This window comes from Crossiella sp. CA198 (assembly GCF_052078295.1).
Taxonomy (GTDB): Bacteria; Actinomycetota; Actinomycetes; order Mycobacteriales; family Pseudonocardiaceae; genus Crossiella.
Genome location: NZ_JBQJIM010000002.1, coordinates 65232 through 77276, shown reverse-complemented (window position 1 = coordinate 77276; position 12045 = coordinate 65232). Strand labels below are relative to the sequence as shown.

The following is a 12045-nucleotide window of genomic DNA, read 5'->3' as shown; positions in this document are numbered from 1 at the left end:
CGATACGTCTCTGCTCAAAGCGATCGACCGGCTGGGCGAACGGGTTGAGCAGCTCATTGCTGCGCGGCTGGCGGCTCGCCGCCCGACTCGATGATGTCCATCCGCCGGGCGAGTTCCTCAAGCCGGGACTCGATTGCAGTCGCCTCCCGGCCGAGAACCTTCTCGCGCAGGTCCTCCAGCTCGGCTCGAATCGCCCGCAACTCGGTCAGCAGCTCGTCGTCGGTGTGCTCCGCCTCGGACGCGGGAACCTCGCGGACGAAGGTGCCGCGGCCAGCTGTTGAGACCAGGATGCCCTCGCGCTGGAGGTCCCGAACCGCTGTGTGCACGGTCAGTTCGGCCACGCTGTATTCCTTGGCGAGCGCTCGAAGCGAAGGGATCTTCTGGCCAGCGGGGAACTCGCCGCCGGTGATCCGCTTCCGGAGGCATTCCGCGAGCTGCACGTTTAGGGGACGAGCGTCTTCCGGGTTCAGTGCCACGTATCAAGCGTAGCCAGGGTGTCCTGGGCGCACTAGGGCACATCAGTCACACCGCTTGACGTCCATCTGCACTTGTGGCACCTTAAGGCACATCAGGCACCACAAATGCTGATGATCGGAGAGACCAGTGAGGAAGACCCAGGTGCAGCCGGGGGAGGTCGAGGCCCCGCGGTTCCTGAGCGTTGAGGCCACGGCACGCCTGCTCGGCATGTCCGCGATGACCCTGTACCGCGCGATCAACGCGAACGAGTTCCCGGCCATCCGCATTCGTGGCCGCTTGATCGTGCCCGCGAAGGCCATCGACGAGATGACCGCGGCCGCGCTCAAGGACCAGACCGTCGTCAACGCGGCGGACTGGGTCGCAGGTGAGGCGGCGTGATGACCGCCGAGGAGCGCCTCCAGCGCGGTAGCGAGCTGTGGAAGTTGTTGGGGCGTCTGCGAGCCGATGACTTCGGCGGGCACGCCGAGTGCGCTGAGACCGACCCCGAGCTGTTCTTCCCGTTCACCACCTTCGAGGGCAAGACCCTGGCCAGCGAGAACGAGAAGGTCGAGCAGGCCAAGGCGATCTGCGGCCAGTGCCCGATCGCCGCCTCCTGCCGGGACTTCGCCGTCCGCACCGGGGTGCGGGGCATCTGGGGCGGCACCGACGAACTCGACCGCGCCGAACTCCGCCTGGCCCAGGCCGCCGCGGTGCCGGTGTCCGAGCTTCCGGCGGTGGCCTGATGCTGGCCATCACCTTGTGCGTGATCGCGACCTGCGACACCTGCGGCGATCAGCCGGCCTTCCCGGCCGGGGACGCCCACTTCACCACCGAGTCCACCGCGCTGACCGTCCTGTCCGCGCTCGGCTGGAGCCTCACCCCGACCGGCACGCTGGCCTGCCCGGCCTGCGCGGCCCGGCCGGTGTGCGCGACCCGCGGGCACCTGTGGGCGCCGTGGCGTCCGTGCTGGTGCCGCGGCAAGTCCCTGCCCCACACCATGCCGGGTCGCCCGGTGGTGTGCGGGGAGGAACGCCGCTGGTGCGCCCGCTGCGATCACGGCGAAACTCGTCGTCCGGGCATGGCCGTGAAGGCGGTGGCCTGATGACCACGCCCAACGCTCATCTCTCGCCCCTGCGGCGGGTGGGACAGCTGGTCCGGCCCTCGCTGTTCGCGGTGGCGGTGTTCGTACTGGCCTGGTGGCTGATGACCGAGGTGTCGGGCTGGTTCGGCTTCCTCGCCCTGGCTGCGGTGATCTACCAGGTGTGCGTGTGGCGCAGGTGGAAGCACCAGACGCGCATGGCCTGGCACTGGCGCCGCCACGGTCCGAACCAGTGCGGCCTGAACTGCCCGCTCTGGTCGGGGAGGTGGGCGCGATGACCACGCCGTTTCGCGGTGCCTTCGCCCCGCTGCGCTGGCTGTTCCAGCTGATCCAGCTCTCCGCCATCCCGGCCCTGGTGCTCGGGTTGACGTGGTGGCTGGTAACCCCGGCCAGCTCCTGGTTCGCCCCGATCGCCCTCGTGGTCGGCCTCTACCAGCTGTTCGTCTTCTACGTCTGGGTCAACGCGGTGCGCGGGCAGATCCGCTCGCTGGGCCGTGGCCCCCACGTCATCCGCGGTGAACGGCACCGCCGGTCGCGAAGGAGGAAGCGGTGAGCACTTACGTCGACTACAAGGCCCAGCGCACCACCGCCGCGGCCAACGCCGCTGTCCAGCTGACCGAGGCCCAGACCCGCCAGGCGCAGGTCCAGGCCCAGATCGCCCAGGACACCCAGGATCGGGCCGCCAAGCGCAAGGCCGCGGCCGCCCAGCAGCGGTGGCTGGCCACCCAGGACCGCCGTCAGGCCCGCCAGGCCACGGTGCAGCGGATGTGGGCTGGGCTGCGCGAGGGTGCGGTGGCCAACATCGGGTTCCTGCTCGGGCTGGTCGCGATGGGCGCCCCGATCGTGCTGGCCTGGGCCGGGCAGGCCGAATCGGCCGCGAAGACGCTGCAGTTCGGGGCGCTGGGCCTGCTGATGCCGGTCGTGGTGGAGGGCGCGACCTGGTACACCGCCTACCTGACCCACAAGGCGGTCAAGGCCGGCCGCCCGGCCGGGCTGCTGCGGGCGGCCACGTGGGTGTTCGCCTTCGTCGCCGCCGGGCTGAACCTGTGGCACGGCCTGGCCGAGAACAACGCGGCCAAGGGTGTCGGCCTGGCTCTGGCGTCGCTGTTCGGGCCGGTGTTGTGGGAGCTGACGGTGATCTCCCGCCAGCAGGAGGTCTCCGGGCGCAGCGGGGCGCAGTTGCGCATCGCACTGTGGCGCCGGATCCGCTACCCGCGGCTGTCCTGGTCCGCGGCCAGCATCGCCGCCGCCCGGGGCGAGGGGGTTACCCCCGAGGCCGCGTGGGAAGCGGCGTGGATGGACCGTTTCGGGGTCGGCCCGGCCGCCTCCCGGCGGGACCGGCGACTCGGGAAAGCGATCGTGAAGGCCAACCGTAAGGCTGACCGTAAGGCGGCTTCGGGCGGGGCGTACATGATCGTGGGCGGAGTCATCCTGCGCACCGACCTGACCAGGTTGGCCGGGGTGTCCACCATGGACTCCGGTACGGGTTACCCCGCGATCGTCCAGCAGGAACTCTCCCCGGGCACCGCCGATCTGCTGACCCGGACCCGGGCGGCGATCACGACGGGGGAGCTGCCCGTAACCCCCTCGGCCAAGGCCATCCAGAAGCACCTGGGCGGGGGCATGGACCTGGCTCGCGAAGTCCGCGACATCCTCGCCGCCCAAGCACCGGAGGTAACCCCGCTCCCGACGTACTCCCCACGGCCAGCAGTGGCCTGATCCGCTGCACGATCACCGTCCAATTCGGACACCAAACCCACCCGCACCACCTTCTCGGAGGACAGCCATGCCCGAAACCGTCACCACCGCCACGATCCCGTCGCCACGCGAGCTGCTGGAGCTGGCCTCTCAGGCCCTGGACAGCTTGCAGGACAGCCTCGGCTACCACCCGCAGGTGCGCCGCCAGGCCCACCTCTACAACGACCTCGCCGAGCTGGTGTGGCGCTGCAGCCCCGACCGCGGCCTGGTGGCCAAGGCCGTGCAGCTGCTGGCCGGCCACCCCCGCAGCTGGGTGGCGACCTTCATCACCGACATCGACGAGCGGCTGGCCCTGGCCGAGGGCTACATCCAGCTGGCCGAGACCTCCGCGCTGTTCAACTCCCGAGCCTGACCTGCTCAAGATTCGTCCACTGTGTACTGAAAGGACCTGATTCCCTTGACTGGCAAGCCTTTCACCCTCGGGGATGTGGAGCTGTACTCGGCGAAAGCGCTGCGGGACTACTGCGCCAACGCCCGGGGGCTGATCCGCCCGCTGCACCACGAGCTGCTCATCTCCGCCGAGGAACTGGAGGCCGCCCTGGCCTCGGCCCCCGGTGGGCACTGGGCCGCGATGGGCATCGACCAGAAGGTGCGCGCCCGCCTGGTGGCCAAGCACCTGCGCCACGCCGCCGAGAACGTGGAACTGGTGTGCGCCAACGTGATCCGCACCTACCAGAGCTACCGCAAGCACTTCCAGCCCGGCGTTCCGGCGGCCCGGAGGAAGCCGATGTTCATCCACGACGACGGCCCCGGCGACGGCGGCTACGCCGCCTGACCTGCCCGGCCCCCGCAGGCCGGTGACCTGGACGAATCCGCAGAAAGGAGCAGGAGATGAGCAGGAAGAACTGGGCCCGCCGTGGGTTCACCAGCGTCACCGGCGTGACCGAGGCCGACCGCTCCCGCGCGGCGAGCTACCTGCCGCCGTGGGCAGTTGGCCTGGGTCTGTACCCGGCCTCGCTGCTCTCGCACTACATGGCCTCGGACCCGGCGGCGCTGCCGTGGGTCTCGGCCGGGATGACCCTGGCCGGCGGCGCACTGACCGGGGTGACCTGGCTGGCAGCCTCCGCCCGCGCCCGGGTCACCCGCATCCACAGCACGCTCACCACCGGGCTGGCCAGCCTGTGGTTCACCTCGGCCACCATCGCCGACCCGACTGAGCCAGTGCTGTGGGGTTCCTGGGCACTGGCCGCCCCGGCGGTGGCACTGTCCTGGAACATCCGCCACCTGCTGCGCAACTCCGGCAGCGAAACCGCTGGTGGGGGCCTGTTTGAGAAGGTCAAGCTCGCCGGGATCCAGGCCAAGCAGATCGACGTCGCCCCCGGTCGGGTCACCGCGCAGCTGCAGCTCCCTGCGGGGGAGATGACCGTCGCGGACGTGCAGGGCGCGACAGGGCAGATGGCTTCGGCAATGCGCCTGCCCGCCAGCAGCGTCCGGATCGCGCCAGACCCGGATGACGCTTCGCAGGCGAAGATGACCATCGTCCCGGTCGACCTGCTGCGCCATCCACGCCCCTACCCCGGCCCGTCGGCGCCGGGCAGGTCGATCACCGAGGCACTGGTGGTGGGCACCTACGAGGACGGTCAGCCGCAGTGCCTCTACCTGCCCGGATGCAAGGCCACCCGCCGCAACGCCACCCACGTGGTGGTCCAGGGCATGAACGGCTCGGGCAAGTCCCATGGCGCCAAGCTGGGCTGGACGGAGATCCTCACCCGCCGCGACGCCAACCTGGTCGTCCTGGACCCGTCCAAGGGCGAGCAGACGGTGAAGTTCCTTGGCAAGCACACCCCGGTCGTGCTGGGCAAGAACCGCTGCGCCGACGTCATGACCCGGGTCCCCGGGCTGATCACCGAGCGTGCCACCGACCTGGGCCGATGGGGTTTCGATGAGTGGACCGAGGAGGCCTTCACCCGCTACGGCATGCCCTACCTGGTGATCTGGGTGGAGGAAGCACCGAAGGTACTGGAAGACGCCAAGACGCTGGCCACCATCGCCCAGGAGGCCCGCTCGGCCGGGATCACCCTGGTCCTGTCGCTGCAGAAGGCCAGCTTCCGGCAGATGAGCACCGACGTGCGGTCCCAGCTCGGGGCGGTGTGGTGCTTCGGGGTCAACAGCATCGAAGACGCCGCCTTCACCCTCTCCGACGAGCTGATCGAGGCCGGGGCCAACCCCGCGGCCTGGAAGAACCGCAAGCCCGGCGCCAACTACCTGGAAGCCCCGGGCATCGAGGAGGAGCGCTTCACCATCCCGGGACGCACCTTCGAGACCACCAACGCCGAACTTGCGCAGGTTCTGGAGGCCACCGCGCACCTGCGGGCCCCGCTGCACCCGGACGTGGCCAAGCGCCTGGGCCTGTCCACCACCAGCGCACACGGCACCGCCGCGACCTCCCAGGGAGGCAACCCCATGGAGCCCTCGGACACCTTCACCCCGCACATCGACCCCCTGGACAGCGAGCTGAGCGATGAGGAGGAGAACACCCCGCTGACTGGACCCGCCAACCACGAACCGGACCTGGAGACCGTCAACCTGGACGCCGAGCTGCCCGAGGCCGAGGAGGCCGAGTTCGGCCGGCCGCGCCCGACCCGGGAGGAAGTCCGCAAGTTCATGGCCGACCGCATCACCCAGCTGCTGATTGAGGGCCAGACCCGGATCACCACGCGGGACTTCCACGACCCGGAGCGCTACCTGGGCCGCACCCGCGGCTGGGTCTCCGGGGAGTTGGCCCGCCTGGCCACCCAGGGCCAGCTGCGCGAGGTCGGCGAGGACAACCGCGCCACCGTCTACGAGATCCCCGCCCGCGATGCTCACGCAGCGTAGCAAGTAGCGGGTGCGAGGGCCTGCGTCTGACGTCAGACGTCAGACGCGCCCGCACCCCCGCCCAATGCGCGCGCGGGCGCGTGCGCACGCGAAACAAGTTTCATAACAGTGTTCTGACGTTAGGCCGGACCAGTCCGGCCTGGTTCCACACACCCTCAATCGACTACTCAGAGTTACGGAGAATGTGATGTCCAGACCGATCCACGTCATCACCGACCTGCACGACGAGCCGACCACCGACACCCCCGCCACCGCGGCACCGGACCCGGCCAGGGCCCTGGCCACCGACCTGGCCGAGGCACTCACCGGGGTGCACGGCGAGCACGGGCGGGCCGATGCCAAGGCCGGGCAGCTGCTGGTGGTCTTCGGCGCGGTGCTGGCCGGAACCATCGCGCTGACCCGCGCGGAGATCACCGGCTTCTCCACCGTCCTGCTGTGCCTGGCGCTGCTGCCCGCCACCGCCGCGGTCGCCCTGCTGTTGTGGGTGCTGATGCCCCGGGTCACCGCCGGCGGGCACGGCTTCCCCCGCTGGGCGCTGTTCACCGGGGAGAACACCGAGCACCTGGCCGCCGATTTCGCCGCGGCCCGCCACCACGCCGACCGGGTCCTGCCGCCGCTGCTGGCCACCCAGTCCGCCCTCGCGGTGGCCAAGTACCGCCACATCCGGCGCGCGGTGTTCCTGCTCCTGGCCGCCCTGCCGCTGATCGCGCTCGCGGTCCTGGCCGCGTGAACCCGCCCGTGCCCACCGCTGCAGAGGAGTCCGCCGTCATGCTCACCGCCACCGACCACCGGTTCACCCGCGAGGACTTCCCGACTCCCGACCTCGCCCTGCGCCGCCCCGACGGCGCCCAGCCCCACCGCGCCCGCGCCTTCGCCGAGGAGCAGGCCCAGGCCGCCACCGTGGCCCTGGGCATCCTGTCCCGGCAGTTCGCCGACTACCCCGGCCTGGACTCGCGGGTGAGGTTCCTGCGCTCCATGCACCGCACCCTGTCCGACACCTGGCGGGCCGGGCTGGCCCGCCGCACCGACCCGCGCCACACCGTCGGCCCGCGCCCCGGGCCGGAGCGCTTCGCCACCCCGATCACCGATGCCGACCCCAACTACGACCGGCTCGGCCACGTCGGCCGCCGCACCTACGGCGCCACCTGGGACGAGGCCACCCGCACCTACACCGGCGGGATCCCGACCCCGGCCAGCCGGATCCTGGCCCGCTACGGCGAACTCGCCCACCTGCGCTTCGACCTAGAGGCCCCGGGCGAGGACGTGCTGTTCAACGAGGTCGTCCTCCCCGATGGCACCTGGTGTGTGGGCAACCGGCTGCTACGCGGGCAGGCCGCCCACGCCGCCGCGCAGGAGCTGGCCGCCCGCCTGGGCGCCCGGGGCCTGCCCGCCGCCCGGGTGGAGACCGGCGGCGACCCGATCTTCACCGCCACCGCGACCGCGGCCGACCGGGAGCTGATGTTCACCACGGCGCTGGAGTTGCTGGCCGACACCGAGCACCCCCAAGCCCGCACGAACTGGGTGCACGCCGCCTACCTGCTGTATCAGGCCCCACAGACCAAACGCGACAGCGACGCGGTCACCCGGGTGTTCCTGGCCGCCACCAGCGTCCTGCTCACCGGCCAGGTCATCAGCCTGCCCCAGGACATCGACCTGCGCGGCTACGTCATGGGCCAGTCCGCCTTCCTCATCAACGCCCTGGTCTGACCCACCCCGCCACCACGATGCGGAAGGAACCCGCGATGCCCGCACACACCACCACCACGTCCGCGCCGGTGAGCGCTGCCCGCCGGGAGCTGCTGCGCGCCGCCGGCCACGAGGCCGGGCACGCCGTGCTCATGGCCGTGCTCGACTTCCCGCTCTACGAGGCCGTCATCGGCGTGAGCCGCCCGCTCTTCGGCCGCCCGCAGGCCCGCGGCCACGTCCACGAGACCTGCACCGGTCAGGACGAACCGCCCCCGGAGGGCCAGGTCCAGGACGCGGTGCTGACCTACCTGGCCGGTGCCGAAGCCCAGGCCCGCTGGATGCACCAGCAGGAAGGCATGGACCTGGAGACCGCCCGCGCCCTGGCGATCGAGGACTACGCCGGAAACGACTACGCCACGGCCCGCACCCTGCTGCGCCGCAGCGGCGGGTCGCTGGGCTGGGCCACCGCCCGCACCCGCGCCCTGGTCACCCGGCACTGGCCCGCGATCACCCGCGTGGCTCAGGCGCTGGTGCGTCACCGGCGCCTGACCGGCCCGCAGATCCACCGCCTCATCGGCCGCTGAACCCCCGACCCCCGCATTCCGCTCTGGAAGGACCACACCATGACCACCACCCACCAGGACCGGAAACTCCAGCTCCTGCAGGTCGCCACCGACATGGCCGCCTGGCTCAACAGCCACGCCGAGCCCCTCGATGTCCTCTCCGCGATGATCTGCCGCTTCACCGGCGGGCCTGCGCTCTCCGCCCAGGTGCACATCTCCAGCAGCCTGGCCGCGTTGCCGCGGCTGCTGGCCGTGATCCCGCAGGCCACCGTCACCAGCTTCGCCGTCGACAGCGGCGTACGCATCGAGATCGCCTTCACCACCGGCAAGGACAGCCTGATCGTGCTGACCGCGTACCTGAAGGGCGAGGAAGCCCTCGTGCTGGCCCAGACCGCAGGGCTGGACTACCCGGCCCGGCCCGCGCAGGCCGCCGTCACCACCGACACCCTCGCCGCCGCGGCCACCACCACAGCCGCCGGGCAGGTCAGTGATGCCTGATCACCCCAGCCCTGCCGAGGAAGGAAGCCCCACCGTGAGCCTTGCCGCCGCCGCCATCCAGACCGCCGAACAGCACCTGCGCGCCGCCGTGCGCAGCATGGCCAACCAGCAGGCCCAGCACACTCCGGCCACCCTGGCCGAGATCGCCGAGCTGTTGCGGGCCGTGCCGATCACCGGGCTGAACATCCTCAACCACCGCGTCCACGCCGCCGAGGCCTTCGAGCAGGACTACCTGCACACCCGGCACCCGGCGAGCCGGGCACTGCCCCCGCTGTTCCGTATCAAGTGGACCGCCTACCGCGAGAAGCTGCTGCGCGGGCAGAAGTCCTGCAGCAGCGGGGATCACTACCTCGGCCGCTTCGCCGCCGATCTGCGCGAGCTCGACAGGCTGCGGCTTCGCCACAACCTCATGCCGGGCTATCCGGACGGCGCCAACGCCGGACTGCACCTGCAGGCCACCGGCGTCACCGCGCCCGCCGGAATCCAGGCCATCGGCGCGTTGGAAGCGGCCGAGCAGTCCCTGGAAGCCGTCGGCGCGGCCTTCCGCCGGCCTCAGCCACCGGCGCGGGCGAGCGAGCAGATGGAGCTGTTCCGGGACCTGGTCCGTAAGGCCGCGCACCCGGTCGGACTGCGCATCTACGGGTTCGTGAACGGGCTCGCCTTCGGAGGGCGCGCCCCGGCCAAGACCCAGGAACTGCTCGAACCGGTCGCCGAGGCGGCCCGGCTCGCCTGCAGCCACCTGGGTGGGGCGGGCCACGCGGTCTCGAACCCGGGGTCGGAACTGGAGTTCCTGCCCACCTACCTGCCCAGCGTCGACGCCATCCCCGACCTGCGGTTGTGACCAGCTCATCCACCCCGAAGACCGACTGCAAAGGACACCGACGATGAGCCGCTATCTCGACGACGCCGAACTCGCCCAGGACCGCGACACCGGCGGGGGCCGCGATGCCTGAGCACACCAGCCCTGACCTGCCCGACCCGCTGAAGGGATCGCCGTCGATGGCCCTGCCCACCGCTGCGCTGCGCACCACCCTGGACCACCTCAACACCGGGCTGCGCCTGCTCTCCACCCGGCATACGGCCCACCCGCCGGCCGATCTGGCCGAGGCCGCCGACCACCTGCGCTACCTGGTGCGCACCACCGGCCGCCTCGCCCGCGAGCACATCGACCAGGCCACCGAGGCGCTCAACAGCCGCAGCCACGGTGGGGTCACTTACCAGCGCGAGCAGCTGCGGCCGGTGCAGCGGGTGCGCGAGACCGCGATGACCCTTGCCGCCGAGACCAGCGCCGCCTTCCACGCCCTCACCAGCGCGGCGAGCAGCTACAGCGAGCTGGACTGGGCCCGTCGCCGCGGTCACCTGGAGCAGTTCGCCCCGTTCCCGCCGGGCCTGCGGTTGCACCTGGAGCGCACCGAACGGCCCGCACCGATCACCCGGCAGGCCCTCGGCGCCCTGGGCGAGGCCGAGGAAGCCGCCTACGTCGTCACCGGCGACTACGGCCGCACCCGTGCACCGGCCGCGGTCGCACAGTCCACGCACCTGCTGGCCGAGGTCTACAAGACCGCCGAGCAGATCGCCGAGCTGCTGTGGCTGTGCGCGTGGAACACCACCTGGGCCGGCCGCGCCGACGTGCCCCTGGCCGCCCGGCTGGAGCCGGTGCGGCGCTACGGCCACCAGGCCAAGACCGCGCTCGGCGTGCTGGCCGTGGCCACCACCGAGCACACCGCCGCCCTGCAGCAGCTGGCCCGCGCACTGCCGGAGCTGCAGGTCAACTTCTGGGGCTGAGCGCCCCACCCGTTCTCGCCCGTCTCCGTCGACTGCAAAGGACACCGAACAGCCATGAGCCGCTACCTCGACGCCGCCGAGGCCGCCTACAGCGCGATGACCGAGCTGGCCCGCCACGGCGTGCGCAGGGAGAAGCCGATCGATCTGGCCGAGGGCACCAACCTGCTCACCGACCTGATCAAGGTCACCAACGAGCTGGCCTGCGCGATGCGCAACACCGCCCACAACACCCGCTTCGGCCGCCAGACCCGCCCCGACCCCGAGGTCGATGAGCTGCTGGCCGGACTGGACTCCCAGTTCACCGCCTGCATCAACCGCGGCCGCGCCCTGGCCAAAGCCTGGGGCCAGGTCCGCGGCCAGTTCTACGAGATCGAGGCCACCGCCCCCACCACCTTCCGCATCTAGCCCAACTTCGGGCGGGCACCCGCCGACCAGCAGCGTCCGGGCGCCCGCCCGACCCCACCACCTTCTGGGAGAAGGCCATGACTGACCAATTCCCCACTCCACCGGCCCCCACCTGGCTGGACGTAGACGAGCTGCCCGCCGACCGTGTCCGCGCACTGGCGATGTGGCTGTGCGAGAACAACATCGGCATCCTCGACGAGAGCGACGACGGTGACCTGGTCTGCACCGACCTGGACTCGATGACCGCGCTGGCCCAGCGACTGCTCCAGCACGGACCGGACGGCATCCGGATCACCCCGGTCGCCGGGGAACTGGTCGAGATCGTGCACGAGCTGCTCCGCCAGCCCCAGACACAGCACGCCCTGGCCTCCGCGAGCGGGACCCGCCAGCTGGCCGAGCAGATCGCCCGCCCCGTGCAGACCGCCATCGACCTGGCCGCCACGGTCAACACGGTCACGACGCTGCTGGACCGCAACCCCGCCAACCGGGCAGGCGGTGACCGCCGTGAATGAGCGCCCCCAGGCCGAGGGGACCAGTGCCACCTCGAACCCGGTCACCGGCTGCACCACCCGCCACGTCCTCAACCCCGCCGAGATCGCCGCCACGCTGGTCGAGCTGCTCACCACCGGCCAGCACTTCCACGCCGCCACCCCCGCCGTCCTGGCCGCGGTTGGCGCCGAACGTGTGCGCCAGCGCGCCAAGCACGGCGTCCACGCCCCGGACTCGCCCTCGATGAACAACCACGAGCGCCTGGTGGTGCTGGTGGAGGAGGTCGGCGAGATCGCCCGCGCGATGTCCCATGACGGCACCCTCGCCGGGCTGTGCAGCGAGCTGACCCAGGTCGCCGCGGTCGTCCTGGCCTGGCTGGACGCGCTGGCCGAGGACCCGGCCGAGCAGGAGGACTGGGAGGAGCCCCCGTTCTGACACCTGCCCTCCGGGACGCCTGCCCGCTCCCCGGGGAGCCAAGTTCGAGTTCGC

At 71.4% G+C, this 12045-nt stretch carries 19 protein-coding genes; 18 read left to right on the top strand and 1 reads right to left on the bottom strand.

Annotation, left to right across the window (positions count from 1 at the left end; genetic code table 11):
• Nucleotides 1–53 precede the first annotated feature (53 nt).
• The gene (locus tag ACTOWY_RS02835; protein WP_441308033.1) at nucleotides 54–476 is read right to left on the bottom strand and encodes a GntR family transcriptional regulator; all 423 of its coding nucleotides are present in this window, start codon (nucleotides 474–476) and stop codon (nucleotides 54–56) included.
• 127 nt (nucleotides 477–603) lie between these two features.
• On the opposite strand from ACTOWY_RS02835, the gene ACTOWY_RS02830 reads away from it, so the two are divergent.
• The 18 genes from ACTOWY_RS02830 to ACTOWY_RS02745 all read left to right on the top strand — a co-directional run bounded on the left by ACTOWY_RS02830 (nucleotide 604) and on the right by ACTOWY_RS02745 (nucleotide 11991).
• Nucleotides 604–855: a helix-turn-helix domain-containing protein gene (locus tag ACTOWY_RS02830; protein WP_441308032.1), complete on the top strand. Its 252-nt coding sequence runs from the start codon at nucleotides 604–606 to the stop codon at nucleotides 853–855.
• Entirely contained in the window at nucleotides 855–1199 is a 345-nt protein-coding gene (locus ACTOWY_RS02825; protein WP_441308031.1) for a WhiB family transcriptional regulator, read from the top strand. The genes ACTOWY_RS02830 and ACTOWY_RS02825 overlap by 1 nt, the downstream gene beginning before the upstream one ends.
• Nucleotides 1199–1558 carry a hypothetical protein gene (locus tag ACTOWY_RS02820; protein WP_441308030.1) on the top strand — a complete coding sequence of 120 codons (360 nt, stop codon included), beginning with the start codon at nucleotides 1199–1201 and terminating at the stop codon, nucleotides 1556–1558. The genes ACTOWY_RS02825 and ACTOWY_RS02820 overlap by 1 nt, the downstream gene beginning before the upstream one ends.
• Complete coding sequence (locus tag ACTOWY_RS02815) at nucleotides 1558–1833, top strand: hypothetical protein (RefSeq protein ID WP_441308029.1); 276 nt, start codon at nucleotides 1558–1560, stop codon at nucleotides 1831–1833. The genes ACTOWY_RS02820 and ACTOWY_RS02815 overlap by 1 nt, the downstream gene beginning before the upstream one ends.
• A complete protein-coding gene (locus tag ACTOWY_RS02810) occupies nucleotides 1830–2108 on the top strand; it encodes a hypothetical protein (protein WP_441308028.1) in 279 nt (92 codons plus the stop codon). Before ACTOWY_RS02815 ends, ACTOWY_RS02810 begins: the two co-directional genes overlap by 4 nt.
• Nucleotides 2105–3274, top strand: a complete 1170-nt coding sequence (locus ACTOWY_RS02805) for a DUF2637 domain-containing protein (protein WP_441308027.1) — start codon at nucleotides 2105–2107, stop codon at nucleotides 3272–3274. Before ACTOWY_RS02810 ends, ACTOWY_RS02805 begins: the two co-directional genes overlap by 4 nt.
• Before the next feature lie 67 nt (nucleotides 3275–3341).
• On the top strand, nucleotides 3342–3665 hold the full coding sequence (locus ACTOWY_RS02800; RefSeq protein ID WP_441308026.1) for a hypothetical protein: 324 nt from the start codon (nucleotides 3342–3344) through the stop codon (nucleotides 3663–3665).
• A gap of 45 nt (nucleotides 3666–3710) precedes the next feature.
• Nucleotides 3711–4088 carry a hypothetical protein gene (locus tag ACTOWY_RS02795; RefSeq protein WP_441308025.1) on the top strand — a complete coding sequence of 126 codons (378 nt, stop codon included), beginning with the start codon at nucleotides 3711–3713 and terminating at the stop codon, nucleotides 4086–4088.
• A 56-nt stretch (nucleotides 4089–4144) separates the two neighbouring features.
• Nucleotides 4145–6130 carry a hypothetical protein gene (locus ACTOWY_RS02790; protein WP_441308024.1) on the top strand — a complete coding sequence of 662 codons (1986 nt, stop codon included), beginning with the start codon at nucleotides 4145–4147 and terminating at the stop codon, nucleotides 6128–6130.
• 187 nt (nucleotides 6131–6317) lie between these two features.
• Nucleotides 6318–6860 carry a Pycsar system effector family protein gene (locus tag ACTOWY_RS02785; RefSeq protein WP_441308023.1) on the top strand — a complete coding sequence of 181 codons (543 nt, stop codon included), beginning with the start codon at nucleotides 6318–6320 and terminating at the stop codon, nucleotides 6858–6860.
• 38 nt (nucleotides 6861–6898) lie between these two features.
• Nucleotides 6899–7837 carry a hypothetical protein gene (locus ACTOWY_RS02780; protein ID WP_441308022.1) on the top strand — a complete coding sequence of 313 codons (939 nt, stop codon included), beginning with the start codon at nucleotides 6899–6901 and terminating at the stop codon, nucleotides 7835–7837.
• A 35-nt stretch (nucleotides 7838–7872) separates the two neighbouring features.
• Entirely contained in the window at nucleotides 7873–8400 is a 528-nt protein-coding gene (locus tag ACTOWY_RS02775; protein ID WP_441308021.1) for a hypothetical protein, read from the top strand.
• A gap of 39 nt (nucleotides 8401–8439) precedes the next feature.
• Complete coding sequence (locus ACTOWY_RS02770; RefSeq protein ID WP_441308020.1) at nucleotides 8440–8877, top strand: hypothetical protein; 438 nt, start codon at nucleotides 8440–8442, stop codon at nucleotides 8875–8877.
• Between the two features lie 34 nt (nucleotides 8878–8911).
• Entirely contained in the window at nucleotides 8912–9718 is an 807-nt protein-coding gene (locus ACTOWY_RS02765) for a hypothetical protein (RefSeq protein ID WP_441308019.1), read from the top strand.
• Nucleotides 9719–9822: 104 nt separating this feature from the next.
• Nucleotides 9823–10662 carry a hypothetical protein gene (locus ACTOWY_RS02760; RefSeq protein ID WP_441308018.1) on the top strand — a complete coding sequence of 280 codons (840 nt, stop codon included), beginning with the start codon at nucleotides 9823–9825 and terminating at the stop codon, nucleotides 10660–10662.
• A 54-nt stretch (nucleotides 10663–10716) separates the two neighbouring features.
• On the top strand, nucleotides 10717–11067 hold the full coding sequence (locus ACTOWY_RS02755; protein WP_441308017.1) for a hypothetical protein: 351 nt from the start codon (nucleotides 10717–10719) through the stop codon (nucleotides 11065–11067).
• 77 nt (nucleotides 11068–11144) lie between these two features.
• Nucleotides 11145–11579 (top strand): hypothetical protein, encoded by a 435-nt coding sequence (locus tag ACTOWY_RS02750; protein WP_441308016.1) that lies wholly within the window; start codon nucleotides 11145–11147, stop codon nucleotides 11577–11579.
• Nucleotides 11572–11991, top strand: a complete 420-nt coding sequence (locus tag ACTOWY_RS02745) for a hypothetical protein (RefSeq protein ID WP_441308015.1) — start codon at nucleotides 11572–11574, stop codon at nucleotides 11989–11991. Before ACTOWY_RS02750 ends, ACTOWY_RS02745 begins: the two co-directional genes overlap by 8 nt.
• The last annotated feature ends 54 nt before the right edge of the window (nucleotides 11992–12045 follow it).

Bases quoted from the DNA above. Each gene is read 5' to 3' on its own strand.
- ACTOWY_RS02780 (WP_441308022.1), top strand. From the start codon at position 6,899: ATGCTCACCGCCACCGACCACCGGTTCACCCGCGAGGACTTCCCGACT.
- ACTOWY_RS02800 (WP_441308026.1), top strand. From the start codon at position 3,342: ATGCCCGAAACCGTCACCACCGCCACGATCCCGTCGCCACGCGAGCTG.
- ACTOWY_RS02750 (WP_441308016.1), top strand. From the start codon at position 11,145: ATGACTGACCAATTCCCCACTCCACCGGCCCCCACCTGGCTGGACGTA.
- ACTOWY_RS02755 (WP_441308017.1), top strand. From the start codon at position 10,717: ATGAGCCGCTACCTCGACGCCGCCGAGGCCGCCTACAGCGCGATGACC.
- ACTOWY_RS02785 (WP_441308023.1), top strand. From the start codon at position 6,318: ATGTCCAGACCGATCCACGTCATCACCGACCTGCACGACGAGCCGACC.
- ACTOWY_RS02770 (WP_441308020.1), top strand. From the start codon at position 8,440: ATGACCACCACCCACCAGGACCGGAAACTCCAGCTCCTGCAGGTCGCC.
- ACTOWY_RS02775 (WP_441308021.1), top strand. From the start codon at position 7,873: ATGCCCGCACACACCACCACCACGTCCGCGCCGGTGAGCGCTGCCCGC.
- ACTOWY_RS02825 (WP_441308031.1), top strand. From the start codon at position 855: ATGACCGCCGAGGAGCGCCTCCAGCGCGGTAGCGAGCTGTGGAAGTTG.
- ACTOWY_RS02820 (WP_441308030.1), top strand. From the start codon at position 1,199: ATGCTGGCCATCACCTTGTGCGTGATCGCGACCTGCGACACCTGCGGC.
- ACTOWY_RS02760 (WP_441308018.1), top strand. From the start codon at position 9,823: ATGCCTGAGCACACCAGCCCTGACCTGCCCGACCCGCTGAAGGGATCG.
- ACTOWY_RS02790 (WP_441308024.1), top strand. From the start codon at position 4,145: ATGAGCAGGAAGAACTGGGCCCGCCGTGGGTTCACCAGCGTCACCGGC.
- ACTOWY_RS02815 (WP_441308029.1), top strand. From the start codon at position 1,558: ATGACCACGCCCAACGCTCATCTCTCGCCCCTGCGGCGGGTGGGACAG.
- ACTOWY_RS02810 (WP_441308028.1), top strand. From the start codon at position 1,830: ATGACCACGCCGTTTCGCGGTGCCTTCGCCCCGCTGCGCTGGCTGTTC.